Below are 24,909 nucleotides of genomic sequence, written 5' to 3'. Positions count from 1 at the left end.
TCTGCTGCGCGTGTACAGACCTCTCGCCAGCAAGCGGGCTCCCAGAAAAAGTGCAGGCCCTTACCGAAGCCCCCCACGCTTGATCGACTAGCGCAATACCTGTGGGAGGCAGCTTGCTGGCGATCAGGTGCCCATCAACGCCCTGCCAGCAACGCCTGCCCACGCGCCACTGCTGCACGGACCTGCTCCGGCGCGGTGCCGCCGATGTGGTTGCGGGCGTTGACCGAGCCTTCAAGCGTCAGCACGGCGAACACGTCCTGCTCGATCTGGTCACTGAACTTGCGCAGTTCTTCCAGGCTCATTTCCGCCAGGTCCTTGCCGGTTTCGACACCGTACTTCACGGCGTGGCCCACGATCTCGTGACAGTCGCGGAACGGCAGGCCGCGGCGCACCAGATAGTCAGCCAGGTCGGTGGCAGTGGAGAACCCGCGCAACGCCGCTTCACGCATGATCGCGTGCTTTGGCTTGATGGCCGGAACCATGTCGGCGAAGGCGCGCAACGAATCGCGCAGGGTATCGGCTGCGTCGAACAGCGGTTCCTTGTCTTCCTGGTTGTCCTTGTTGTAGGCCAGTGGCTGGCCTTTCATCAAGGTCAACAGGCCCATCAGCGCGCCGAACACACGGCCGCTCTTGCCGCGAACCAGTTCGGGAACGTCCGGGTTCTTCTTTTGCGGCATGATCGAACTGCCGGTGCAGAAGCGGTCAGGAAGATCGATGAACTGGAACTGGGCGCTGGTCCAGAGCACCAGTTCCTCGGAGAAGCGCGACAAGTGCATCATGGCCAGCGAGGCCGCGGAGCAGAATTCGATGGCGAAGTCACGGTCCGAAACGCCGTCCAGCGAGTTGCCGCCAACGACTTCGAAGCCCAGCAGTTTGCAGGTCAGCTCGCGATCGATCGGATACGTGGTGCCGGCCAGCGCGGCGCTGCCCAGTGGCATGCGGTTCAATCGCTTGCGGCAGTCGACCAGACGCTCATGGTCGCGGCTCAGCATCTCGAACCAGGCCAGCATGTGGTGGCCGAAGGTCACCGGCTGCGCGGTCTGCAAGTGCGTGAAACCCGGCATGATGGTGTCGGCTTCGCGCTCCGCCAGGCCCAGCAGGCCCTGCTGCAGACGAGTGATTTCGCTCAGGATCAGGTCGATTTCGTCACGCAGCCACAAGCGGATATCGGTGGCCACCTGATCGTTTCGGCTGCGCCCGGTATGCAGCTTTTTGCCGGTGATGCCGATGCGGTCGGTCAGGCGCGCCTCGATGTTCATGTGCACGTCTTCCAGATCGACACGCCACTCGAACTGGCCCGCTTCGATCTCGCCCTGAATGGTGTTCAGGCCATCGATGATGGTGTCGCGCTCGGCGTCGGTCAGCACGCCGACCTTGGCCAGCATGGTGGCGTGCGCGATCGAACCCATGATGTCATGGCGGTACAGGCGTTGATCGAAAGTGACGGAGGCGGTGAAGCGCGCGACGAAGGCGTCGACGGGTTCACTGAAGCGGCCGCCCCAGGACTGGTTGGTCTTGTCGGTGCTCATGGATTCGCTCATAGCTGTGCTTGAAAGTGGCGTGCCCGCAAACGCGGCACAACGGCGGATGGATGATAACAGGGTTGCTGCTTTTTTATCCCCGTACGGCTTGCCGCTGATGAGGCCAGGGACGAGACTGACCCCATGCGAAAGAACCCTGCAGACCCGTCCGCGAGCCCCGCGCCCGGCAAAGATTTCTTCCTTCCCGAACTGTGCCTGCCGCAGGCGTTGCTGGTGCTTGTCGTGCTCGCCGAACTGATGGTGCTGGTTCTCGTTCTGGTCGAGCCCATGCATACAGGATTCGACTGGGTGCGTCTGGCGCTGATGTCGCTGTTCGTGCAGTGGATCGTGCTGCTGTCCGCGGCATTGCTTTGCGGTCTGCGGCCATGGCTGGCGCGATTGCCTCCCGGACTGGCCGGGCTGCTGAGCTGTCTGCTGGTGGTTGCGCTGACGCTGTTGTGTACGGCAGTCACCGATATCTGCCAGCTCAACGGGCGGACATCGGCAGGCGGCATGGTCGAGCGCTACCTGCGCTACGCATTGATCGCCCTGATCATGTCCGCACTGATGCTGCGCTACTTTTATTTGCAAAGTCAGTGGCGCAAGCAACAGCAGGGCGAGCTGCGGGCCAGGATCGAGTCGCTGCAAGCGCGCATTCGCCCGCACTTTCTGTTTAACACACTCAACAGCATCGCAAGCCTGGTTGCCAGCAACCCGGTCAAGGCCGAGCAGGCGGTTCTGGATCTTTCCGACCTTTTCCGGGCCAGTCTGGCGCGACCCGGGAGCCTGGTTTCGTGGCGCGAGGAGCTGGCGTTGGCGAAACGATATTTATCGATTGAGCAATATCGTCTCGGCGAGCGTCTACAGTTGGACTGGAGGGTGGAGACAATTCCCGATGACTTGCCGATTCCCCAGCTAACCTTGCAACCACTACTCGAAAACGCATTGATCTATGGTATTGCCCCGCGAGTCGAGGGGGGCGTGGTCCGGGTCGACGCAGACTACAGAGGGGGAGAATTTACATTGTGCGTCAGCAATCCCTTTGATGAAGTTGCCACACGGCAGACTCCTCACGGTACTCAACAGGCCTTGGTAAATATTGGTGCTCGTCTTACGGCACTTTTTGGCCCGCACGCCAGTCTGAGCGTGGAGCGCCGTGACGGTCGTCACTACACCTGTCTACGCTATCCTTGTGCGAGACTCACGCAGGAAGCCAGAGCTATATGAATGTCCTGATCGTTGATGACGAACCCCTGGCCCGCGAGCGACTGAGCCGATTGGTCGGCGAAATCGAGGGCTACCGGGTACTTGAACCCAGCGCCGCCAATGGCGAAGAAGCTTTGGCGCTGATTGAAAATCTGAAGCCGGATGTTGTCCTGCTGGACATCCGCATGCCGGGTATCGACGGCCTGCAAGTGGCTGCCAAATTGTGCGAGCGCGAAGCACCGCCTGCGGTTGTTTTCTGTACTGCGCACGACGAATTTGCCCTGGATGCCTTTCAGGTCAGCGCGGTTGGTTATCTGGTCAAACCGGTTCGATCGGAGAACCTGATCGAGGCGCTCAAGAAGGCCGAGCGGCCCAACCGTGTGCAATTGGCCGCGATGACGCGTCCGGCTGCCGAAAGCGGCAACGGCCCCCGTAGCCATATCAGCGCCAGGACCCGCAAGGGCATTGAGCTGATCCCGCTGGATCAGGTGATCTTCTTCATCGCCGATCATAAGTACGTCACCTTGCGTCATGACGGCGGCGAAGTGTTGCTCGACGAGCCGCTCAAGGCGCTGGAAGACGAGTTTGGCGACAGATTCGTTCGTATCCACCGTAATGCGCTGGTGGCGCGTGAGCGGATCGAGCGTCTGCAACGTACGCCTCTGGGACATTTTCAGCTTTTCCTCAGAGGGCTCAACGGTGACGCCTTGATCGTCAGCCGTCGGCATGTCGCAGGCGTACGCAAGATGATGCAACAGCTCTAGACCGCCTTGGCAAGCGAGACGTCCTGCTTGCAGAGGCCGAGTCGATGCATTCGCATCCGCCTGCGGTGGTGAGTAGTCCGGGTTCTTGCGAGCGGATAACGTCCGACGCATAACGGCCCGATTCCCGATCGAGATCATTGAGCCGACGCTAGTTTTCAGTCGATGACTGAAGTCCTTCTGGCTGAGCTGTTATTATCCGTGGCATCTATCAAGTACGGATTGTTGTTCAATGTCCTCTCGCGAAATCCGCATTGCCACTCGCAAAAGTGCGCTGGCCCTCTGGCAGGCCGAATACGTCAAGGCGCGGCTGGAGCAGGCGCACCCGGGTCTGGTTGTTACCCTGGTGCCGATGGTCAGCCGTGGCGACAAGCTGCTCGATTCCCCGTTGTCGAAGATCGGCGGCAAAGGGCTTTTCGTCAAAGAGCTGGAAACTGCCTTGCTGGAAAACGAGGCAGACATCGCCGTGCATTCGATGAAAGACGTGCCGATGGACTTTCCGCAAGGCCTTGGGCTGTTTTGCATCTGCGAACGTGAAGACGCACGCGACGCTTTTGTTTCCAACACCTATGCCAGCCTTGAGCAACTGCCTGCCGGCAGCATCGTCGGAACGTCCAGCCTGCGGCGTCAGGCACAGTTGCTGGCGCGTCGTCCCGATCTGAAAATCCAGTTCCTGCGGGGCAACGTCAATACGCGTCTGGCCAAGCTCGATGCGGGTGAATACGACGCTATCATTCTTGCCGCGGCGGGGCTTATCCGCCTGGGCTTCGAAGACCGGATCACGTCGGCGATCAGTGTCGAAGACAGTCTGCCGGCTGGCGGGCAGGGCGCCGTAGGTATCGAGTGCCGCAGTGTCGACGCTGAAATCCACGCATTGCTCGCGCCGTTGCATCATGCCGATACGGCGGTGCGGGTTATCGCCGAGCGCTCGTTGAACAAGCACCTCAACGGCGGCTGCCAGGTGCCCATCGCCTGCTACGCAGTACTCGAAGGTGATCAGGTCTGGCTGCGTGGTCTGGTAGGCGCTCCGTCGGGCGGCGTACTTCTGCATGCGCAAGCACGTGCGCCACAAACGTCCGCTCAGGCACTTGGTGTTGAAGTGGCCGAGGCACTGCTGGCGCAGGGTGCGGGCAAAATCCTCAAAGCCGTGTACGGCGAGGCCGACAACGAATGAGCGCTTGGCGCCTGCTGCTGACGCGCCCCGCACAGGAGTCGGCGGCTCTGGCCCGTGCTCTGGGCGAAGAAGGCATCTTCAGCAGCAGCCTGCCATTGCTTGAAACCGAGCCACTTGAGCTCACGCCCGCGCAGCGTTCGGTCATCTATATATTGCTCGACTATTCTGCGGTCATCGTGGTGAGCAAGCCTGCGGCCCGGTTGGCGGTGGAATTGATCGACGAAGTCTGGCCGCAGCCGCCCATGCAGCCGTGGTTCAGTGTGGGCGAGGCGACCGGGCAGATCCTGGCCGATTACGGGCTCGATGTAAGCTGGCCCGCGGATGGCGATGACAGCGAGGCCTTGCTCGGCCTGCCGCGCTTGCAGGAAGTGGTTGCCCAGCCGGACTGTCGGGTGCTGATCCTGCGCGGCGAAGGCGGCCGCGAATGGTTGGGCGAGCGCCTCCGCGAACAAGGTGTCAGCGTCGACTATCTGCCGTTGTATCGGCGTTTCCTGCCGTCCTATCCGGCCTCGGCGCTGTTGCACCGGGTCGAGTTGGAACGCTTGAACGGGCTGGTGGTCAGCAGTGGGCAGGGTTTTGAACATCTGTTGGAGCTGGCGGGTGATTCGTGGCCCCGGCTCGCCGGGCTGCCTCTTTTTGTGCCAAGTGCGCGGGTCGCCGAGATTGCCCGAACAGCCGGAGCATCAACCGTTATTGATTGCCAGGGCGCCGGTGCCCTGGCACTGCTGGCAGCGTTGCGGAATCAGCCGCAGCCTGCCCTCAAGGCGTAGTGAGTCGACAGCACGTCGTTACGCTATTACGCCAACATGCAAAGGATGGATACGTGAGCGAAACAGCCTTGCCCAAAGACGAAGAATCGGTAATCAAAACGCCGACATCCACTCCCGATCCGGTTCGCCCCGAACGTCCCGGCAACCGCAACAGCGGCCTGGTCATCCTCGCGTTGCTGCTGGGCATTGCAGGCGTCGCCGTTGCCGGCTGGGGCGTGTGGCAGCTGCGCATGTTGCAGGCCGGGCACCAGCAGCAACGTGGTCAGGTGCAGAATATTGCCGAGCAGACTCTGGCGCTCGCCCAGAGTGATCAGCAACTGAACGCGCGCCTGGCTCAGTTCCCGCCAGCTGACCAACTGGAAGACAGCCGCCGTCTCGTTGCGCAATTGCAGGGCGATCAGCAGCGCCTCAGCCAGCGTCTAGAAACCGTGCTGGGTGCCAGCCGCAAGGACTGGCGTCTGGCCGAGGCCGAGCATTTGTTGCGTCTCGCCAGCCTGCGTCTGTCGGCGCTGCAGGATATCAACAGTGCACTGGCGCTGGTTCAGGGTGCCGATGAAATCCTGCGCGAGCAGGACGACCCCGGCTCTTTCGCCGCCCGCGAGCAACTCGCGCGCAGTCTCGCCGCATTGCGCAGCATCGAGCAGCCGGATCGCACGGGGCTGTTCCTGCAACTGGCTGCCCTGCGTGACCAGGCCGTGCAGCTCAACAAGCTGGCACCTGAGTACGAAGACAAGGGCGAGTCGCTGTTGGGCCTGACTTCAGACAAATCCGAAGACGGCTACCTGACGCGCTGGTGGAACACCATTTCCCATTACTTCCGTGTCGACTTCAACGCCGACAAGGACATTCGCCCGATTCTGGCGGGACAAGGTTTGTCGCAAGTGAGACTTGCCCTGAGCCTTGCACTGGAGCAAGCGCAATGGGCGGCTCTGAACGGCGAGCCGCAGGTTTACGCCAAGGCGCTGGCCGAAGCCAGGAACGTGCTGCAGGCCAATTTCAATCAGGATGATCCTCAGAGCAAAGCAATCGGCGAGGGTCTGAACGCGCTGACGACACAACCGGTGGCGGTTAAGACGCCGGATCTGGCGCAAAGCCTGAGCGCGGTGCAGGCCTACATCGAGCGTCGCCATGCTGCCAGCGAACCTGCCGAGTCGCAGCGGAGTGTCAGCCCATGAAGCGCGTCTATGTCCTGCTGTTCATTGCCATCGTGGTGGCAGCCCTGATCGGCGTCGCAATTGCAGAGCATTCCGGCTACGTGCTGATCGCGTACAACAACTTCCGTTATGAATCGAGCCTGTGGGCGACGCTGGGCTTGCTGATCGCCGTGCTGCTGGTGATCTTCCTTGTTCGTGCCTTGATCGCTCTGCTGACCACATCCGGCGGAGTGGTCAACCCATGGTCGCGCCGCAATAATCGCCGCCGCGTGCAGGTGGCCATCGAACAGGGCCAGATGGACCTCGCCGAAGGCCGGTGGGCCAGTGCCCAGCGCCATCTGCATCGCGCCGCCGAGGCCGATCCGCAGCCGCTGTTGTATTACCTCGGCGCGGCGCGGGCCGCCAACGAGCAGGGCCGCTACGAAGATTGCGACAATCTGCTCGAACGCGCGCTGGAGCGACAGCCTCAGGCTGAACTGGCAATCGCCTTGAGCCACGCGCAGCTGCAACAGGATCGTGGCGACACCGATGGCGCGCTGATCACTCTGCAGGCGATGTATGAACGCCATCCGCACAACCCGCAGGTTCTGCGTCAGCTGCAACGCCTGTATCAGCAACGCGGGGATTGGTCCGAGCTGATCCGCATGCTTCCCGAGCTGCGCAAGGACAAGGTATTGCCGCCCAAGGAACTGGCTGAGCTGGAGCGTCGAGCCTGGGGCGAAAACCTGACACTGGCGGCCTGGCGGGATGAGAGCGAAGGGGCGCCGACCGGTTTGCCTTCGCTGGAAAATGCCTGGAAAGGCCTGACTTCCGCACAGCGTCAGGAGCCCCAGCTGGTGCTCGCCTATGCCGAGCAACTGCGTCGACTGGGAGCGGACGCCCAGGCCGAGGAAGTCCTGCGCACCGCGCTCAAGCGTGAGTATCACAGCCATCTGGCTCGTCTCTACGGGCTGGTACGAGGCAGCGATCTCGCCAAACAGCTGCACGCCGCCGAAGGCTGGCTCAAGCAGCATCCCAACGATGCCAGTCTGTTGCTGAGTCTGGGCCGCATCTGTCTGCAAAGCCGTTTGTGGGGCAAGGCGCGGGACTATCTGGAAAGCAGCCTGCGCATGCAGCGCAATCCGGAAACCTGTGCGGAACTGGCTCGTTTGCTGGCGCAACTGGGTGAGACCGATCGCAGCAACCAGCTGTTTCAGGAGGGGTTGGGAATGCTGGACGAGCGTTTGTTGACTAGACCGGTTCCGGCACTGACCAGCATCTGATGAAGGCATGAGACCCGCAAAGGTCTCATGCCCCGCCGTATCGAATTTCCGGGCCCGTGATTTGGTCCAGATATTTCCTACATTCGTGCGTACAAAAGCCGCTGTGTTGCATGCGCCGTTTCCTCTTAAAACAGCGAATGGTCTGTACTTTGTCGCCTTGATAGCGTCGGGCGCTTTCCTCTACCGTAACCGCCTTAGTCTTTGGTTACGGATTCGCCATGCATCTGGCTTGCACACGCTTCCTGTTTCTGTTTGCTTTCATCGCATGTGCACTGATCCTCGGCACGATCATTTACCTGCAAGAAACCTTCGGTCTTGAGCCTTGCGTCCTTTGTCTGGCGCAACGGGCCGTGATGATTGTCTGTGGTGCTCTGTGTTTAGCCGCAGCCTGGCATTCACCTGGTACCGCAGGCTGGCGTCGATATGGTCTTGTCCTTTTGCTGATTGCAGCCGTTGGAGCTGGAGTGGCGGGTAGTCAGGTCTGGTTGCAGACGGCTACGGATGATCAACTAGTGCCCATCGTGGCCCGGTTCGAACACTTGCTCCACGCATTGTCGCTGGACGCCTGGGTTAACCGCCTGGACAGCGAATTCGTATTCTGTGCCGAAATCAACTGGTCGTTGTTCGGATTCAGCCTTCCTGAATTGAGTCTGTTGGCTTTCAGTGCGCTCATTTTGCTTGCCGGCTACCCGCTTTTCAGCGGCCCGGGGCGACGGCCGGTTGCCGAAGGTCGGGTGGGGGATTAAACGCTTGTATGAACTTTCTCTCCTGCGTACCTTGATGGCCTTGTCGTGCGGGCATAATCTGGGCCGCACGCGTCATTGGAAGTATGCAGTCCTGACGCTTCACTCAGGCGGGTCCCTGTGAACATCAGGGCCAGCACAGGACCGCATACCCCTTGAAGGGAAGAAAAACATCATGCTGGAAAGTTGTCAGAACGCTCAGGAACGTTGGGGTGGTGTCAATCTGCTGGTTGACCGCTGGTTGCAGGATCGCCATGAACTGATCAAGGCCTACGATGCGCTGGGTGACACGCCCGAAGCACTGGCGGCGGATATCGAGGCGCTGCAGCGGTTTTGTGAAATCCTGGTTGATTACGTATCAGCCGGACACTTCGAAATCTATGAACAGCTGAGCAACGAAGCCAAGGCGTTCAACGATGAGCGTGGGCTTGAGCTGGCCGACACGATCTATCCGAGACTGGATGTCATCACCAAATTCGCGTTGGCGTTCAACGACCGGTGCGATAAGGGCGACTGCTCGGACTGCTCGATCGTTGCGAGCGAGTTCAACAAGCTGGGCGGCTTGCTGCATGAGCGCTTCGAGCTCGAAGACTGCCTGATCGAGGTGCTGCACAACTCCCATAAAGAAGAAGTCGCTACCCAGGCCTGATGCCTTGGCATCGCTGCGATGTGCAAATGACGTGCAGTAATCAAGGGTGCTTTCGCACCCTTTTGCATATCTGCCTGCCAGTCAGGCTTATTCGGAAACGGCGATCAGCTCGATGTCGAATACCAGCGGGGTGAACGGGTCGATCAGGTCGCCCGCGCCTTCAGCGCCATAAGCCTGGTCCGACGGAATCACCAGCCGCCACTTTGCACCTACCGGCATTTCCTGCAGTGCAGTGGTCCAGCCGCTGATCACGCTGTCGAGCCGGAACCATTGCGGTTTCTTGCTCTGGTCGAAAATCGTACCGTCCGGCAGGCGTCCCACGTATTGCACCTCTACGCGACCATTCACGTCCGGCTTGGGGCCGGCGCCAGGTGCCAGCTCGGTCACCAGAATGCCGTCGGCCAGCACCTTGACGCCAGGCTTGGCTTTTTCTGCATCCATGAACTGGCGCTCGGCACTCAGCGCGGCGGTACTTTGCGCATCCGGCAGCCCCGAGGCCTCGACCTGCGCCATCGCCGCGTCATGCTCGCGCAGGATCTGATCGATACGCTCCTGTTTTAGCGCCAGCGGCTTGCCTTGATAAGCCTGCTGCAGCCCATCGACCAATGCCTTGAGGTCAAGGTCAGGTACCTCCTGCTGGAGGCGCTCGCCCAGACTCGCGCCCAGACTGTAGGCCAGCTCATGAGAGCTGGCGTCGGGGGCGGTTTCCGCAGCCTGAGCCATCGGCAGCAACAGGAACAACGACGTTAACAGGTAGCGCGACATAAATGCTCTCCGGCCTGGGAAGGCAGCGATTATGCCAGCGCCAGCTCGTACAGTTGGGGTTGTGAGTGAATGAAATTTTCAATGGCGGATGCTGTGACATTTCCAGCGATTCGCGGCGGTATGCAACAGGGTGGATCCGATGGTGTCAAGATGCCCTAGCCGCGGTTCGGGCAGAGGTCTAGTATGAGCCGCAAATTCGTCAGCCAGGAGGTAAGTCATGTCGGCCAAAAAAAAGCCAGTAAACACCCCGTTGCACCTGCTACAGCAGCTGTCGGGCAGCTTGCTCGAACATCTGGAAGACGCTTGTTCCCAAGCTTTGGCTGATGCCGAAAAGTTGCTCGCCAAACTTGAAAAACAACGTGGCAAAGCGCAGGAAAAACTGCACAAGTCGCGTACCAAAATGCAGGACGCCGCCACGCTGGGCAAAGCCAAGGTTCAGAAGAAGAGCAAGGGCGCGGTCAGTGAGCTGGAAGAACTGCTCGACGCACTCAAGGAGCGTCAGACCGAAACCCGTGCCTACATCCTGCAACTCAAGCGCGACGCTCAGGAAAGCCTGAAACTGGCGCAAGGCGTCGGGCGAGTCAAAGAAGCCGTTGGCAAGGTGCTGATCGCACGTGAAGCCAAACCGGCAGCCCCGGTGAAAGTCGCAGCCAAGCCATCAGCTGCCAAGACGACTGCCGCCAAGGCCCCGGTTGCCAAAGCTGCAGCCGCGAAAGCGGCTGAGCCGAAAGTCCCCGCCGCCAAAACCCCGGTTGCCAAGGCTGTCGCCAAACGCACTCCTGCCGCCAAATCTGCCGCGCAACCAGCCGCTGCCACGCCAGTTGCGGCTAAACCTTCTGCTGCCAAAGCACCTGCAAAGGCGGCGGCAAGCAAGGCGATTGCCCTGTCTGCAGCCAAACCGGCCGCCACCAAGGCTGCGGCGAAACCTGCTGCCAAGCGCGCCGTCAAATCAGCGCCGAACTCGGCAACCGCCGCTCCCGCTCCAGCCGCCCCGACCGCGCCTGCGGCGGGCAATGGCGTGACGCCAACCAGCGCGTCTTAAGCGTCAGTCGTCAGATCCGCCGCGACGCGCAGCACCTGCAGCGCGTCGTGGTTGTTTTCACCCGCCGCTCCCGCCAGTCCGCCCAGCCATTCTCCCTGGGCCACTTCTCCAGTTTCCGACCAGCTCTCAGTCATTGTCTGCAATCGGACCAACAATTGCCGCTCGGCATCCAGCTCCAGAGCCTTGACCTGATTGCGCAGCGTGCCCAGCGCTACGTCGTGCTGTGCGGCGCTTTTCCATTGGGTGCGCAGCTCGCGCAGCGGCCGCACCACATCGTCGTGCCACGGGGTGGCCAGTTGACCGATTTCATCAAGACGTTGCGCAGTGCATGGAACGCCTCGCACTCGCAGCCAGACCCCACACAACACCATGCAAACGTTCGCCCCGTCGGCCTGCAGGGCCAGGCATGCCTGTTCAACGCCAGCCCTGGCGTAAAAATCGAGGGTGAAACTCCAGAGGTCAGAAGGCATAGTGATCAACCTGTTCGGGACGAAGCTGGTAGACTCCGCCGCCATTATGATTCGAATTCAAAGCCTTACCTTACAGCGTGGTCCGCAACGTCTGCTAGAAGACGCCGAGCTGACCCTGCACGCCGGCCAGAAAGCCGGCCTGATCGGTGCCAACGGCGCCGGTAAATCCAGCCTCTTCGCGTTGTTGCGCGGTGAATTGACGCCTGATTCTGGCGATTGCCTGCTGCCTGCCGACTGGCGCATTGCGCACATGCGGCAGGAGGTCGACACGCTCGAACGCCTGGGCGTCGACTACGTGCTCGACGGCGATATTCGCCTGCGCGAGGTTCAGCGTGAGCTCGCTGAAGCCGAGGCGGCGCAGGATGGCGCGGCACAGGCTCGACTGCACGCCGAACTCGACAGCGCCGATGGCTATACCGCCGACGCCCGCGCCCGCAAGTTGCTGGCTGGCCTGGGCTTTACCAACGAGCAGATGGAGCGCCAGGTCGGCAGCTTCTCCGGTGGCTGGCGGATGCGCCTCAACCTGGCGCAGGCGCTGATGTGCCCATCCGACCTGTTGCTGCTCGACGAACCCACCAACCACTTGGACCTCGACGCAATTCTGTGGCTGGAAGAATGGCTCAAGAGCTATCCCGGCACGTTGCTGCTGATCTCCCACGACCGGGACTTTCTCGACGCCGTGGTCGATCACATTGCCCACGTCGAACAGCGTCGGATCACGCTCTATCGGGGCGGCTACAGCGCCTTCGAGCGCGCCCGTGCCGAGCGGCTGGCCCAACAGCAGCAAGCCTACGAGAAACAACAGGCGCAGCGCGCGCATATGGAAAAGTACATCGCGCGCTTCAAGGCCCAGGCCACCAAGGCACGTCAGGCGCAGAGCCGCATCAAGGCTCTGGAGCGCATGGAAGAGTTGTCCGCCGCGCACGTGGACTCGCCCTTCAATTTCGTTTTCCGCGAGTCGGACAAGATCTCCAGCCCGTTGCTGGACCTGTCCGATGCCCGCTTGGGCTATGGCGACAAGACCGTGCTGGAGAAGGTCAAGCTACAGCTGACTCCCGGTGCGCGGATTGGCCTGCTCGGCCCCAACGGTGCCGGTAAGTCGACCCTGATCAAGAACCTCGCGGGCGAGCTTTCTCCTCAGAGTGGTCGACTGGTGCGTGGCGAGAACCTCACCGTGGGCTATTTTGCCCAGCATCAGCTCGACTCGCTGGACGCCAAGGCCAACCCGTTGCTGCACCTTCAACGGCTCGCGCCGACCGAACGGGAGCAGACGCTGCGGGACTTCCTGGGCGGCTTCGACTTCCGTGGCGCACGTCTCGACGAGCCTGTGCTGAATTTCTCCGGTGGTGAGAAAGCCCGATTGGCCCTGGCGCTGATCGCTTGGGAAAAACCCAACCTGTTGCTGCTCGACGAGCCGACCAACCACCTGGATCTTGAGATGCGCCTGGCGCTGACCATGGCGCTTCAGGAGTTCAGCGGTGCGGTACTGGTGGTTTCCCACGACCGCCATCTGCTCAAGAGCACGACGGACGACTTCCTGCTGGTAGCCGACGGTCGCGTGCAGGAGTTCGACGGCGACCTGGACGATTACACGCGCTGGCTGGCGGATTACCGCCTGCGTAATGCCCCGGTCAGCAACGCGCCGGTCAACGCCGACAAGACCGACAAGAAGGCCCAGCGACAGCAGGCTGCGGCATTGCGCCAACAGCTTGCACCGCACAAGCGTGAAGCGGAAAAGCTGGAGCGTGATCTCGGCACGCTGCATGAGAAGCTGGCCAAAGTCGAAGCGGCACTGGCTGACAGCGCCAACTACGACGCAGCCAACAAGGACAAACTTCGTGATCTGCTCGCGGAGCAGGCGAAACTGAAGGCTCGCGAGTCAGAGCTGGAAGAAGCGTGGATGGAAGCGCTGGAGCTTTTGGAGTCGATGCAGGCCGAGCTCGAAGCGCTGTCGTGAACAAGGCGGTAGATTGATGGAAGTTTTCGGTTTTCTGGTTGCCCCGCACTGGGTGGAGCCTATCCTGCTGGGGTTGCAGATTCTGCTTATCCTGCTGGCCGGTTATGTGTTGCAGCGGCTGGTGGGGCGTTTTCTGACCAGGCTGGGCGAACGCTATCCGTTGCCCCCAGAGTTGCTGGTGCCGGTTCGTGGCGTCCTTCGCTGGCTGATCATGGGCAGCGCTTGCGTGCTCGTGCTGGGTCGCCTCGGCGTTTCGGCCACGGTGCTCTGGACGGCGTTGTCTGGCTTCGTTGCCGTTGCGGCCGTTGCGTTCTTCGCAATGTGGAGTGTGCTGTCCAACCTGCTGTGCGCGATCCTGATCTACACCATCGGCCCGTTCCGTATCGGGGACGTCGTCGAGCTGGTCGATACGCTCGACAAGCCCGGGGTGAAGGGCCGTGTGGTCGCTATCAACCTGATGTTCACGACCCTGATCGAGATGCCGGAGTCAGGCGGCTCGCTGGTTCAGGTGCCCAACAGCCAGTTTTTCCAGAAATCGGTCCGCCGCTGGCGCGGCAGCGACGTGCTGCCTCAGGTTTCTGTCGAAAAAAACCTCGGCGAGTAGCAATCATCGCGGTCAGGCACTAACGTAGCGACACATGATTCTGCCTGGAGGGTGCGATGGAACTTGAGACGTGGCTGGGTTTTCTGGCCGCTAGCTGGATAATCAGTCTTTCCCCAGGCGCCGGCGCCATCGCGTCGATGTCCTGCGGCCTGCAATACGGGTTCTGGCGCGGATACTGGAACGCCCTCGGTCTGCAAATCGCACTGGTGGCGCAGATTGCAGTCGTGGCAGCCGGGCTGGGTGCCGTGCTGGCGGCTTCCGAGCTGGCATTCACCTTGATCAAATGGTTTGGCGTGGCCTATCTGATCTATCTGGGCGTAAAACAGTGGTGCGCCTTGCCCGCCGACCTGGCAGACGAGTCGACGATCCGCCCGATCGGCAAGCCCTTGAGTCTGGTTTTCCGAGGCTTTCTGGTCAACATCAGCAATCCCAAAGCGCTGGTATTCATGCTGGCGATCCTGCCGCAGTTCATCGATCCGGCCGCGCCGTTGCTGATTCAGTACGTGACTATCGCGGCGACCATGGTGTCTGTGGATCTGATGGTGATGGCGGGTTACACCGGGCTCGCTGCCCGAGTGCTGCGGGCACTGAAGACGCCAGCGCAGCAGCGCCGGCTCAATCGCACGTTTGCCAGTCTGTTCGTGGGGGCTGCGGGGTTTCTCGCGACGTTGCACCGCGGAACGGCCTGAGCCTGCTGGAGTCAATCGGCTCCTCTACAGCGAGGAGCCGACTGGGCGGTTCAGGCAAGAGCCCGCGCTCAACGCAGAATCCGCGGCGCCTCGTCGCGAGGCAGGTTGTTCTGCGGCACGGGCTGGCCGGTGTACTCCACCTCACCACGCAGCTGCTCGCGCAGCTGGCGAGCGACATCCATACCAATCGATTTGGACACATCACGGACCACGCGGCCACGGTTGAGTGAGACCTTGATGTCCCGACCGTTTACCAGTTTGGTGTCCTGACCTTCACCCATCGCTGTGAACGCCGACGTGACTTCGAAGGTGCGGGTATTGATCAGGCTGAAATCGGCCACCAGCGTCAGGCCGAGAATCGCCGAGTGGCTATCGGTGTTGGCAATCTCACCCACGTCCTGGCGAAAGTCGATGTCCGAGACTGTGCCGAACAGCACGTAATCCGCGCCCTTGAAGTTGCCGTTCTTGATGCGCTTGATGACGTCGTACACGTCTTCCTTGGAGCTGGCGGTGTAAGGCGTGCCCTGCACCAGCTGGAACATCCCCGACTTGAGGATCTCGCCCTTGATGTCTCCGCTGAACTTGCGCAGTTCGCCCTGCTCGATGTAGCTGGTGCGAGATTCATACTCGTCATAGCTGGCCGAGCCGCTGGCGCTGTAGCGATTGACCTGCAGATTACTGCTGGCCGAAACGGTGTGGATGTACTGCTCCACACGTTCCTGGAACGCCATGTCCGTCACGGCGATCTTCGGTGCAGCCTGGACGCCGAAGGCGCACACCATGCCGATGATTCCCATCCATGCACGCATTGGTCAGCGCTCCGTGGTTTTGCGGATTTCTTTCTCGTCCATCCATTCGGCCAGACCGCTTTCCACGTCGATCAGTTGCAGGCTGAACTTGTAGAAGACGTCCTTGTAATCGCTGCTGCGCTTGACGATGGAGCTGATCGAGCCTTCCAGACGGTATTTGGCCGCGATCATGTTGCCGGTCTTGGCAACGGTGGTCTGCTTGTACAGGCCGCTCTGGTTCTGCAGCTTGAGCTGGTCGACCTGGCTTTGCATCTGGGTGTTGTCACTGGCGAAGCGGGCGGTGCCGGTTTTCATCAGTTGGGTCTTGATGGATGTGGTGATTTCGCGGGTATCGATGTACTCGCTGGTCTTGTTCTTCACATCGTAGACCTGAACGACCGGGCGGCCCTGCAGAATGCCGGACTGTGCCAGGGAGCGGGTCATGCTTTCAGCGATCATTTGCAGATCGGTGGAGCCGAATTCGTTGGTCACGGTTTCGACGGCCTTGGTGTCGCCGTAGTTGATGTTCTTGTTGCCAAGAACCGGCGAGTTGTTGGCGCAGCCGGTGGCCAGCAGGGCAATTGCAGCGATGGAGCACAGACGAATGGACAGCATACGGAATTCTCTTTGAACTGAACGAAGGGTGATCAAGGCGTATTGATTTCGAGACGGAAGTCAGTCGCGCGTGGAACCGGCGCGATTGCTGGCAGGACCGTGCTCTGCGAGCCATACAGCGTCAGGCTTTTCCAGCCTTCTTCGTCGGCCACCGGGAACCCGTCGTTACCCAGCCATGCGAAGCGGTAGTACATCATTCGGTTTCGGCTGCTCGTGTTGGTCAGCTGCGCCTTGACGGTCAGAAAGCCGTTTTCGCGGGCCACGCGCATGGCGCCAACCTCAATGTTTTTGGTGTCTCCCATCGGCACGACCTTGCTGGCGGCACTGCCCGGCGCTGGCGGCGGCGGGGTGGCGCAACCGGCGAGCATGGCCAAGGCCAGCACGCCGAGAATCTTGATACGCATTGGAAATCTCCGTTTCAGGGTTTATTTGGCGACTGCGATGGCTTGCGGCACCTGGGTCGGTATCACTTGCGCCGCCAGACTGCCGGCGTACACCTGATTGCCAAGCGCGCGCAGCGGAATCACCTGATAGCGCTGGTCGACCTTGACCTGGACACGAGAACCGCCCAATGAGCTGGGCAACATGATCTGGTGCTCACCCTGTGGCAGGCGCAGCCGCGCTACCAGGGTGTTGTCCGGCAAGGTGCGCCAGGTGCGGGTGTCCGCGCCCTCGGTGACTGCCGAGGCGATGCCGACCGCCAGACCAGCCAGCGGGTTGACGTCGTTGATCTGCTTTTGCGCAACGCCGCGGGTAATCGCACGCACGGTGGTGCGCAGGATGATGCCGGGCATGTCGTCGCGCAGGGCGCGGCGCGACATGTCAGTAGTGCTGTTGAGCAGCGTCAGGTTGAGCGGCTTGCCGTCCAGTGTGATCTGGTTGAAAGCGGGGGTCGTGGTGTCCGGCTTGATCACCGGGAACGACAGCGGAGTGATCACCAGATTACCGCTGATCGGCAGCGGCAGCGGAATGCGTACCGAATCGCGGGCGGGCGCGAAGCCGGTCTGCACCACGATCAGCACCTCGCTATTGCCTTCCTTGCTGGAGGCGGCGTCGAGGTCCTTGATGGTCTGTTCCAGCAGTGGCGTGTTGGGACGCAGTTCAGCGGCCTTGCGATAGCCCGGCGCGGCGAGGCCCTTTTCGCCCAGGGCTTCATACACGAAGCCTGAAAGGTAATGGCTGAAGGCACTCTGATAGCTGTTCTTCAGGCCGACGACTTCGGGCGCGTCCAGCGAAGCGACCGGGTAACCCTGCAGGTCCTTGAACTGGGTCTTCACACCACGGTTCTCGGCTTCCTGCTCGCTCTTGAGGTATTCCTTGTCGCGCAGCTCGGCGATCACGGCCTCGCGCTCGTGGGTTTTCTTGATTTCGGTACGAGCGCCGTCGAAGTCGTTGCTTGCCAGCAGGTTGAGCGCCATCTGCGTGGTCAGCATGACCTTTTCGTAGTCATAGCCTTCGTAACGACGGACTTTGTCGTTGACCAGAAAGCTGCCGAACTGGGCGAGGTACTTCTCGGTGTCGAGTTTCACCGACTCTTCCCACTTGTAAACCACCTGGTCGGCCGCGCGCCAGGCGGCCTGGCTGCCGGTGAAGTCACCCTTGGCACGCAGCAACTCACCTTTCTCGAAGTAATACAGCAGATCCTTGTCGGCGCTGGTGTTGTTCTTTTCGAGGGTGGTCAGTGCGGCGTCGACGTTGCCGGATACCAGCTGCTGACTGGTTTCCTTCAGCTCGGAATCATAACTTCTGAAGGCAGCGCAGCCGGTGAGCTGTACGGCCGTGATTAAGGCAAGCGCGGTCAAGGCACGAGAAGACATGTGCGTTCTATTCCCTGAAGTCGATAGCCAGGCGCATGCCCGCTATTCAAGTCCGTTTGATGAGCGGCGAGGGTGCCGCGCAGGTGTCTCGCCGTCAGGATCTGGCGACGAAGGGGCCGGATTATAAACCGGAGGCGCGCGCTGACAATGGCTTTTTGCTTTCGTTCAATTCTTTCGGACGTTTCTTACGAGCGGCGTGTGAACACGCTCACGGTTTGGAGGGAAAAGCATTACCTGAGAAAGGTGCCGCTGGGGCCCGATCAGCGTGCTCAATCGGGCTGGAACAGCTGTGGGCAGACCCGCGCCTGCCCACAGCGAATGAGTGATTACGTGATTCAACCGGGTTGCTGAAAAACCGTTTGTTTCTGGGCCGCTAAGGCTGAGTCAGCTCAAGCACTCGGTCGACCAGCTTGTTGATTCCGGCCGCTGCCTCGCTGATGCTTTTGGCGACCATGTAAGCCGGGGTGGTAACGAGCTTGCGCGCAGTGTCTTCGACGATCTCGGTCACTTCGCACTCTTCATGGATGCCACCCATTTTGGTGATGGCGGCCGCGGTTTCGGCATCGTTGCCGATCGTGCAGGTCACTCCGGGGCCATAGATCTTGGCAGCGAGCGCCGGGGTAATGCAGATCAGCCCGACCGGCTTGCCCGCCACCGCAAACGCCTCGGCCAGCGCCAGCAGACTGCTTTCCACATGACAGGCCGGGCCTTGCTCGGCAAAGTCGGACAGGTTTTTCGCCGAGCCGAAGCCGCCAGGGACGATAAGGGCGTCGAACTCGTTGACATCGGCCTCACGGATGTCCAGGACCGCGCCTCGTGCGATACGGGCCGATTCGACGAGTACGCTGCGGGTTTCCGACATTTCCTCGCCGGTCAGATGGTTCACGACGTGACGTTGGGAAATGTCTGGCGCGAAGCACTGTACTTCCACGCCGCGCTGGTCCAGTCGCAGCAGGGTCAGAACACTTTCGTGGATTTCCGCGCCGTCATAGACGCCGCAACCGGAAAGAATCACCGCTACTTTCTTGTGCATACCTTAACTCCTGATCGTCCACGGCCGTCGGACAACCGCGCTTTTCAATGGGTGCTGATCAATGGATCGTAATCGGGGCGATGTGTTCAGTGCCGGGTATGCGCGCTGGCGCGGAACGACCGGCACAGGCGAAAGGCGGGAGAGGTGCCGAGCGCGCAGAAAGGCGCCCGGACAGGAATCAGTCGTCGGACTTTTTTGAAGAGGCATCAGCTGGCACTTCGACCGCCACCTCGGAAGCCTCGGCAAAGAGACGTTTCTCTTCACGAGCGATCCGCGCGTTCTTTATGCGACGGCGCAACCAGAGCGCGAGACCGAGGACCAGGAGCCCGCCCAGCACCCACATTTCGTATTTCTTGATATTGCCCAGCAGACCTTCCATGACCGCGCCAAAGTGGTAGGCAGCCGAGCCAAGCGCTGCGGCCCAGACCGCCGCACCGATCCCGTTGAGCAGCAGGTAACGGCCTGGCGGATAACCTGACATGCCGATCGCCACCGGCATCACGGTACGCAGCCCGTACACGAAGCGGAAACTCAACACCCAGATATCCGGGTGCTTGCGTACCAGCCTCAGTGCCTTGTCGCCCATCAGCTGCCAGCGTGGCTTGCGCGCCAGAATTCTGCGGCCGTGCTTGCGACCCATGAAATACCAGAGCTGGTCACCCGCATAGCTGCCACAAAAGGCGACCACGATGACCATGTTGAGATCCATGTATCCACGGAACGCAAGAAATCCAGCAAGCACCAGAATGGTCTCGCCTTCAAAGAAGGTGCCGAGGAATAGGGCGAAGTAGCCAAACTCGTTCAAGAAATTCTGGAGCATGGTCTGGATGCTGGCGAAATGAACGCGCAGCCTAACCCGCCAAAGACAATCATGAAAGTGTCCATATGTGTCTCAACGTTAAAGATTGGTACAGGTGAATGGGGTTACCCTAAAGGCTGCCGTCGCTGCGACCCCCAGTCGCAGGTCACACTATGACTGTCACACTTTGGTCATAATGGCGGCTTATAACTGTCGCGCTTGCCCGCGTACGCGGGCTCAGGAGTCTCGCCGTGAGCTTTACCCCCGCAAACCGCCTGTTTCCTCTCACCCGCCTGCGTCGCAATCGCCGCGACGATTTTTCTCGTCGTCTGGTTCGTGAAAACGTCGTCACTGTCGACGATCTGATTCTTCCCGTATTTGTACTCGATGGCGAAAACCGTCGCGAGACCGTTGCCTCCATGCCGGGCGTCGAGCGCCTGAGCATCGACCTGCTGCTTGAAGAAGCCGAAAGCTGGGTTGCGCTGGGTATTCCTGCGCTGGCGCTGTTCCCGGTAACTCCCGCCCAGAAGAAAACCCTGGATGGCGCTGAAGCCTGGAATCCGGATGGCATCGCGCAGCGTGCGACCCGCGCATTACGTGACCGTTTCCCGGAGCTGGGCGTCATCACTGACGTGGCGCTGGACCCGTTCACCACTCACGGTCAGGACGGCATCCTCGACGAAGAGGGCTATGTGCAGAACGACATCACCGTCGATGCGCTGGTCAAGCAGGCTCTGTCCCATGCCGATGCCGGCGCTCAGGTGGTGGCCCCGTCGGACATGATGGACGGACGCATTCAGGCGATCCGTGAAGCGCTGGAGCTGGCCGGACACACCAACGTGCGCATCATGGCCTACTCGGCCAAGTACGCCAGCGCCTACTACGGGCCGTTCCGCGATGCCGTGGGTTCGTCGCTGAATCTGGGCAAGGCCAACAAGGCGTCCTATCAGATGGACCCGGCCAACAGTAATGAAGCATTGCACGAAGTGGCCGCCGACCTGGCTGAAGGCGCGGACATGGTGATGGTCAAGCCGGGCATGCCTTATCTGGACATCCTTCACAGGGTCAAGGATGAGTTCAAGGTCCCGACCTTCGTCTATCAGGTGAGTGGCGAGTATGCGATGCATATGGCTGCGATCCAGAACGGCTGGCTGAGTGAGGGGGTGATTCTCGAATCCCTCACCGCCTTCAAACGCGCTGGTGCTGACGGCATTCTTACTTACTTCGCCGTCCGTGCCGCTCAACTGCTAAAAGGGCAATAGCCTTACAGGAACGTACATGAATACCGAAGGACTCATCGAAGCCACAGCTGAAGTCGACGTTAAGGAATCCGCGCCAGTGGTCGAGCCGCAGATCGAAGCGGTCCCGGTGGTCGAGCCGCCCGCCGCGCCCCCGGTCGTTGCAGTGAACCTGGATGACAGTAGCCTGTACATCCACCGCGAACTGTCGCAACTGCAGTTCAACATCCGGGTTCTGGAGCAGGCGCTGGATGAGTCCTATCCATTGCTGGAGCGGCTGAAGTTCCTGCTGATCTTTTCCAGCAACCTCGATGAGTTCTTCGAGATTCGTGTCGCCGGCCTCAAGAAGCAGATCACCTTCGCCCGCGAGCAGGCCGGTGCCGACGGTCTGCAACCGCATCAGGCTCTGGCGCGGATCAGCGAGCTGACCCATGGTCATGTCGACCGTCAGTACGCGATCCTCAACGATATTCTTTTGCCGGAGCTGGAAAAGCATCAGGTCCGGTTCATCCGCCGCCGTCACTGGACGGCCAAGCTCAAGGCCTGGGTGCGTCGCTATTTCCGTGACGAGATCGCGCCGATCATCACGCCGATCGGCCTGGACCCGACTCACCCGTTTCCGTTGCTGGTCAACAAGAGCCTGAACTTCATCGTCGAGCTCGAAGGCATCGACGCATTCGGTCGCGATTCGGGTCTGGCGATCATTCCAGCGCCCCGTCTGCTGCCACGTATCATCAAGGTCCCGGAAGACGTGGGCGGCGCGGGCGATAACTTCGTGTTCCTGTCGTCGATGATTCACGCTCACGCCGATGACCTGTTCCAGGGCATGAAGGTCAAGGGCTGCTACCAGTTCCGCCTGACGCGTAACGCCGACCTGGCGCTGGATTCCGAAGACGTGGAAGACCTTGCCCGCGCGCTGCGTGGCGAACTGTTCTCGCGTCGCTACGGTGATGCGGTGCGTCTGGAAGTGGCTGATACCTGTCCGAAGCACCTGTCGGACTACCTGCTCAAGCAGTTCAACCTCAACGAGTCCGAGTTGTATCAGGTCAACGGGCCGGTCAACCTGACCCGGCTGTTCAGCATCACCGGTCTGGACAGCCATCCCGAGTTGCAATACCCGCCGTTCACTCCGGCAATTCCCAAATTGCTGCAGAACAGCGAAAACATTTTCAGCGTCATCAGCAAGCAGGACATCCTGCTGCTGCACCCGTTCGAGTCCTTCACGCCGGTTGTCGATCTGTTGCGTCAGGCCGCCAAGGACCCGCACGTCCTGGCCGTGCGTCAGACGCTTTATCGCAGCGGCGCCAACTCGGAAATTGTCGATGCACTGGTGGACGCGGCGCGTAACGGCAAGGAAGTCACTGCGGTGATCGAGCTGCGTGCGCGTTTCGACGAAGAGTCCAACCTGCAACTGGCCAGCCGGCTACAGGCGGCGGGCGCGGTGGTGATCTATGGCGTGGTCGGCTTCAAGACTCACTCCAAGATGATGCTCATCCTGCGCCGCGAAGGCAGCGAGATCGTGCGCTATGCGCACCTGGGTACGGGCAACTACCACGCCGGCAACGCTCGTCTTTACACCGACTACAGCCTGCTGACGTCCGATGACGCTTTGTGCGAAGACGTCGGCAAACTGTTCAGTCAGTTGATCGGCATGGGCAAGACCCTGCGCATGAAGAAGCTGCTGCATGCGCCGTTCACGCTCAAGAAGGGCATGCTCGACATGATCGGGCGCGAGACGCAGTTTGCGCTCGACGGCAAGCCTGCGCACATCATCGCCAAGTTCAACTCGCTGACCGACCCGAAGATCATCCGCGCGCTGTACAAGGCCAGTCAGTCGGGTGTGCGTATCGATCTGATCGTGCGCGGCATGTGCTGCCTGCGTCCGGGTATCGCCGGTGTGTCGCACAACATCCATGTGCGCTCGATCATCGGCCGCTTCCTTGAGCACACGCGGGTGTTCTACTTCCTCAATGGCGGCGACGAGCAGATGTTCCTGTCCAGTGCCGACTGGATGGAGCGCAACCTCGACAAGCGTGTCGAGACCTGCTTCCCGGTAGAAGGCAAAAAGCTGACGCTGCGGGTGAAGAAGGAGCTGGAAAGCTACCTGACCGACAACACCCACAGCTGGCTGCTGCAGGCCGATGGTCGTTACGTGCGCAGCACGCCGACCGGCAACCAGAACCCGCGCAGCGCCCAGGCGACCCTGCTGGAGCGCCTGAGTAACCCGGTTCTCAGCGTGCGCTGAAGACGATGCCGACTCGGGTCAGCCACTCCGCTTCAAGCGCGAAGTCGGCCTGAGTCAGCTGGTTGTTTTCCAGCCAGCCGTCCGGGAATTTAGCGTCCAGGTTGGGGCCATCGGCTCGCAACACCACATGCGGCATCTCTTGGGTGCCGCGAATGTGGTGGAACAGGATCGCGAAGCGCAACAGCACGCACAGGCGAATCAGCTTGATGCCCTCATCGCCGAACTCGGCAAACTTGTCCCTCGGAATGTTGCGACGATGACCACGCACCAGCAGCGCGAGCATCTGCTGGTCTTCGCGTGAGAAGCCGGCGAGGTCCGAATGCTCGATCAGGTAGGCGCCGTGCTTGTGGTAGTGATAATGGGCGATGTCCAGCCCGATCTCATGCACCTTGGCGGCCCAGCTCAGCAGTTCAGCGTAGCCTTCGTCCTGCAAGTCCCAGCTTTCGGCAACTTGCTCCAGAGCGTGCAACGCCTTGGCTTCGACGCGCGCGGCCTGTTCCAGGTCGACGTGGTACCGCTCCATGAGCGAACTCAAAGTGCGTTCGCGTACGTCTTCGTGGTGATGACGGCCCATCAGGTCGTAGAGCACGCCTTCGCGCAGCGCTCCTTCGCAGTGGTCCATGCGCTTGAGCTCCAGCGCGTCGAATATGGCTTCCAGGATCGCCAGCCCCGCGGGAAAGATCGCGCGGCGGTCGGGCTTGATGCCGTCGAAGTCGATTTTGTCGACATCGCCCAGTTTGAAAAGCTTGCGCTTGAGCCAGGCCAGCCCTTCGGCGTTGACCTCGCCCGAACCGTAGCCGTTGGCCTTGAGCGCCAGCCCGATGGCTCGGATGGTGCCGGACGAGCCGATGGCTTCATCCCACTTGAGGCGGTGCAGGGCGTGCTCGATGCTCATGATTTCCAGACGCGCGGCGGTATAGGCCTGCGCATAGCGCGCCGGGGTCACCTTGCCGTCGCGGAAATAGCGCTGGGTAAAACTGACGCAGCCCATCTGCAGGCTTTCACGTAGCAATGGCTCGAAGCGTTGACCAATGATGAACTCGGTGCTGCCGCCGCCGATGTCGGCTACCAGACGCTTGCCCGGAGTGTCGGCCAGTGTGTGGGATACGCCCAGGTAGATCAGTCGTGCTTCTTCCCGCCCGGAGATTACTTCGACCGGATGGCCGAGGATCTCTTCTGCGCGATGAATGAATTCATTTCGGTTGCGTGCTTCGCGCAGCGCGTTGGTGCCGACGATGCGCACGGCGCCCAGCGGCAGACCGTTGATCAGCTGCGCGAAACGCTTGAGGCAATCAAGGCCGCGCTGCATGGATTCTTCACTGAGCTGGCGCTCTTCGTCGATGCCGGCGGCCAGCTGAACCTTCTCGCCCAAGCGCTCAAGAATGCGTATTTCGCCCTGGTTGGCCTTGGCTACCACCATGTGGAAGCTGTTGGAGCCCAAGTCGATCGCGGCGATCAGTGAAAGATTCTTGGCTTTTGATTGCGGCATGATCAGAAAATCCCGTTCGATAACCGCGTCATCGTGCCACGATCCATGCCTGCCGCCAACGCGAAGCTGTGCAGGCGGTAGCAAACACTGATGGCCATCAGCCTTTTCGGAGCGCACGC

General features: G+C 60.8%; 24 protein-coding genes. 14 read left to right on the top strand and 10 right to left on the bottom strand.

The window, feature by feature from the left end:
- Positions 1-134: 134 nt before the first annotated feature.
- Entirely contained in the window at positions 135-1,529 is a 1,395-nt protein-coding gene (gene argH / locus J3P77_RS21415) for an argininosuccinate lyase (protein ID WP_434678575.1), read from the bottom strand.
- Between the two features lie 135 nt (positions 1,530-1,664).
- On the opposite strand from argH, the gene J3P77_RS21410 reads away from it, so the two are divergent.
- The 8 genes from J3P77_RS21410 to rsd all read left to right on the top strand — a co-directional run bounded on the left by J3P77_RS21410 (position 1,665) and on the right by rsd (position 9,239).
- Positions 1,665-2,747, top strand: a complete 1,083-nt coding sequence (locus J3P77_RS21410; RefSeq protein WP_434678574.1) for a sensor histidine kinase — start codon at positions 1,665-1,667, stop codon at positions 2,745-2,747.
- Positions 2,744-3,490: a LytR/AlgR family response regulator transcription factor gene (locus J3P77_RS21405; RefSeq protein ID WP_434678572.1), complete on the top strand. Its 747-nt coding sequence runs from the start codon at positions 2,744-2,746 to the stop codon at positions 3,488-3,490. The genes J3P77_RS21410 and J3P77_RS21405 overlap by 4 nt, the downstream gene beginning before the upstream one ends.
- Before the next feature lie 229 nt (positions 3,491-3,719).
- Positions 3,720-4,661 carry a hydroxymethylbilane synthase gene (gene hemC / locus J3P77_RS21400; protein ID WP_434678571.1) on the top strand — a complete coding sequence of 314 codons (942 nt, stop codon included), beginning with the start codon at positions 3,720-3,722 and terminating at the stop codon, positions 4,659-4,661.
- Complete coding sequence (locus J3P77_RS21395; protein WP_434678570.1) at positions 4,658-5,431, top strand: uroporphyrinogen-III synthase; 774 nt, start codon at positions 4,658-4,660, stop codon at positions 5,429-5,431. Before hemC ends, J3P77_RS21395 begins: the two co-directional genes overlap by 4 nt.
- A 53-nt stretch (positions 5,432-5,484) precedes the next feature.
- Positions 5,485-6,606: a uroporphyrinogen-III C-methyltransferase gene (locus tag J3P77_RS21390; RefSeq protein WP_434678568.1), complete on the top strand. Its 1,122-nt coding sequence runs from the start codon at positions 5,485-5,487 to the stop codon at positions 6,604-6,606.
- Complete coding sequence (locus J3P77_RS21385) at positions 6,603-7,847, top strand: heme biosynthesis protein HemY (protein ID WP_434678567.1); 1,245 nt, start codon at positions 6,603-6,605, stop codon at positions 7,845-7,847. The genes J3P77_RS21390 and J3P77_RS21385 overlap by 4 nt, the downstream gene beginning before the upstream one ends.
- A 218-nt stretch (positions 7,848-8,065) precedes the next feature.
- On the top strand, positions 8,066-8,593 hold the full coding sequence (locus tag J3P77_RS21380) for a disulfide bond formation protein B (protein ID WP_434678566.1): 528 nt from the start codon (positions 8,066-8,068) through the stop codon (positions 8,591-8,593).
- 172 nt (positions 8,594-8,765) lie between these two features.
- Complete coding sequence (gene rsd / locus J3P77_RS21375) at positions 8,766-9,239, top strand: sigma D regulator (protein WP_434678564.1); 474 nt, start codon at positions 8,766-8,768, stop codon at positions 9,237-9,239.
- Positions 9,240-9,326: 87 nt separating this feature from the next.
- On the opposite strand, the gene J3P77_RS21370 is transcribed toward rsd, so the two are convergent.
- A complete protein-coding gene (locus J3P77_RS21370) occupies positions 9,327-10,004 on the bottom strand; it encodes an FKBP-type peptidyl-prolyl cis-trans isomerase (RefSeq protein ID WP_434678563.1) in 678 nt (225 codons plus the stop codon).
- A gap of 217 nt (positions 10,005-10,221) precedes the next feature.
- On the opposite strand from J3P77_RS21370, the gene J3P77_RS21365 reads away from it, so the two are divergent.
- Positions 10,222-11,046, top strand: a complete 825-nt coding sequence (locus J3P77_RS21365) for an AlgP family protein (protein WP_434678561.1) — start codon at positions 10,222-10,224, stop codon at positions 11,044-11,046.
- Here the strand turns inward: J3P77_RS21365 and J3P77_RS21360 are convergent.
- The gene (locus tag J3P77_RS21360) at positions 11,043-11,516 is read right to left on the bottom strand and encodes a TIGR02444 family protein (protein WP_434678560.1); all 474 of its coding nucleotides are present in this window, start codon (positions 11,514-11,516) and stop codon (positions 11,043-11,045) included. The genes J3P77_RS21365 and J3P77_RS21360 overlap by 4 nt on opposite strands.
- Positions 11,517-11,562: 46 nt before the next feature.
- On the opposite strand from J3P77_RS21360, the gene J3P77_RS21355 reads away from it, so the two are divergent.
- The 3 genes from J3P77_RS21355 to J3P77_RS21345 are packed head-to-tail and all read left to right on the top strand — an operon-like array spanning position 11,563 to position 14,766.
- Positions 11,563-13,473: an ATP-binding cassette domain-containing protein gene (locus tag J3P77_RS21355; protein WP_434678559.1), complete on the top strand. Its 1,911-nt coding sequence runs from the start codon at positions 11,563-11,565 to the stop codon at positions 13,471-13,473.
- Positions 13,474-13,489: 16 nt separating this feature from the next.
- On the top strand, positions 13,490-14,077 hold the full coding sequence (locus tag J3P77_RS21350; protein WP_434678558.1) for a mechanosensitive ion channel domain-containing protein: 588 nt from the start codon (positions 13,490-13,492) through the stop codon (positions 14,075-14,077).
- Positions 14,078-14,133: 56 nt separating this feature from the next.
- On the top strand, positions 14,134-14,766 hold the full coding sequence (locus tag J3P77_RS21345) for a LysE family transporter (protein WP_434678557.1): 633 nt from the start codon (positions 14,134-14,136) through the stop codon (positions 14,764-14,766).
- A 68-nt stretch (positions 14,767-14,834) separates the two neighbouring features.
- Here J3P77_RS21345 and J3P77_RS21340 read toward each other — a convergent pair whose 3' ends face one another.
- From J3P77_RS21340 to J3P77_RS21315, 6 genes are all read right to left on the bottom strand, one after another.
- Entirely contained in the window at positions 14,835-15,575 is a 741-nt protein-coding gene (locus J3P77_RS21340) for a penicillin-binding protein activator LpoB (RefSeq protein ID WP_434678556.1), read from the bottom strand.
- Positions 15,576-15,578: 3 nt separating this feature from the next.
- Entirely contained in the window at positions 15,579-16,169 is a 591-nt protein-coding gene (gene lpoB, locus J3P77_RS21335) for a penicillin-binding protein activator LpoB (RefSeq protein ID WP_434678555.1), read from the bottom strand.
- 32 nt (positions 16,170-16,201) lie between these two features.
- Positions 16,202-16,573: a YcfL family protein gene (locus J3P77_RS21330; protein ID WP_434678554.1), complete on the bottom strand. Its 372-nt coding sequence runs from the start codon at positions 16,571-16,573 to the stop codon at positions 16,202-16,204.
- A gap of 21 nt (positions 16,574-16,594) precedes the next feature.
- The gene (locus tag J3P77_RS21325) at positions 16,595-17,986 is read right to left on the bottom strand and encodes a COG3014 family protein (RefSeq protein WP_434678553.1); all 1,392 of its coding nucleotides are present in this window, start codon (positions 17,984-17,986) and stop codon (positions 16,595-16,597) included.
- 373 nt (positions 17,987-18,359) lie between these two features.
- The gene (gene elbB / locus J3P77_RS21320; RefSeq protein ID WP_434678552.1) at positions 18,360-19,019 is read right to left on the bottom strand and encodes an isoprenoid biosynthesis glyoxalase ElbB; all 660 of its coding nucleotides are present in this window, start codon (positions 19,017-19,019) and stop codon (positions 18,360-18,362) included.
- 178 nt (positions 19,020-19,197) lie between these two features.
- Entirely contained in the window at positions 19,198-19,839 is a 642-nt protein-coding gene (locus J3P77_RS21315) for a DedA family protein (RefSeq protein ID WP_434678551.1), read from the bottom strand.
- Positions 19,840-20,069: 230 nt separating this feature from the next.
- Here J3P77_RS21315 and hemB point away from each other — a divergent pair, with 230 nt between their 5' ends.
- Together hemB and ppk1 are read left to right on the top strand one after the other, a co-directional pair.
- The gene (gene hemB / locus J3P77_RS21310) at positions 20,070-21,080 is read left to right on the top strand and encodes a porphobilinogen synthase (protein WP_434678550.1); all 1,011 of its coding nucleotides are present in this window, start codon (positions 20,070-20,072) and stop codon (positions 21,078-21,080) included.
- Positions 21,081-21,096: 16 nt separating this feature from the next.
- Positions 21,097-23,301 carry a polyphosphate kinase 1 gene (gene ppk1 / locus J3P77_RS21305; protein WP_434678548.1) on the top strand — a complete coding sequence of 735 codons (2,205 nt, stop codon included), beginning with the start codon at positions 21,097-21,099 and terminating at the stop codon, positions 23,299-23,301.
- On the opposite strand, the gene ppx is transcribed toward ppk1, so the two are convergent.
- Positions 23,288-24,790, bottom strand: coding sequence for an exopolyphosphatase (gene ppx / locus J3P77_RS21300; RefSeq protein ID WP_434678547.1), 1,503 nt, complete (start codon positions 24,788-24,790; stop codon positions 23,288-23,290). The genes ppk1 and ppx overlap by 14 nt on opposite strands.
- Positions 24,791-24,909 lie beyond the last annotated feature (119 nt).

This window comes from Pseudomonas sp. R1-18 (assembly GCF_051132095.1).
Lineage (GTDB): Bacteria > Pseudomonadota > Gammaproteobacteria > Pseudomonadales > Pseudomonadaceae > Aquipseudomonas.
This window is presented reverse-complemented; position numbering and strand designations above follow the sequence as displayed.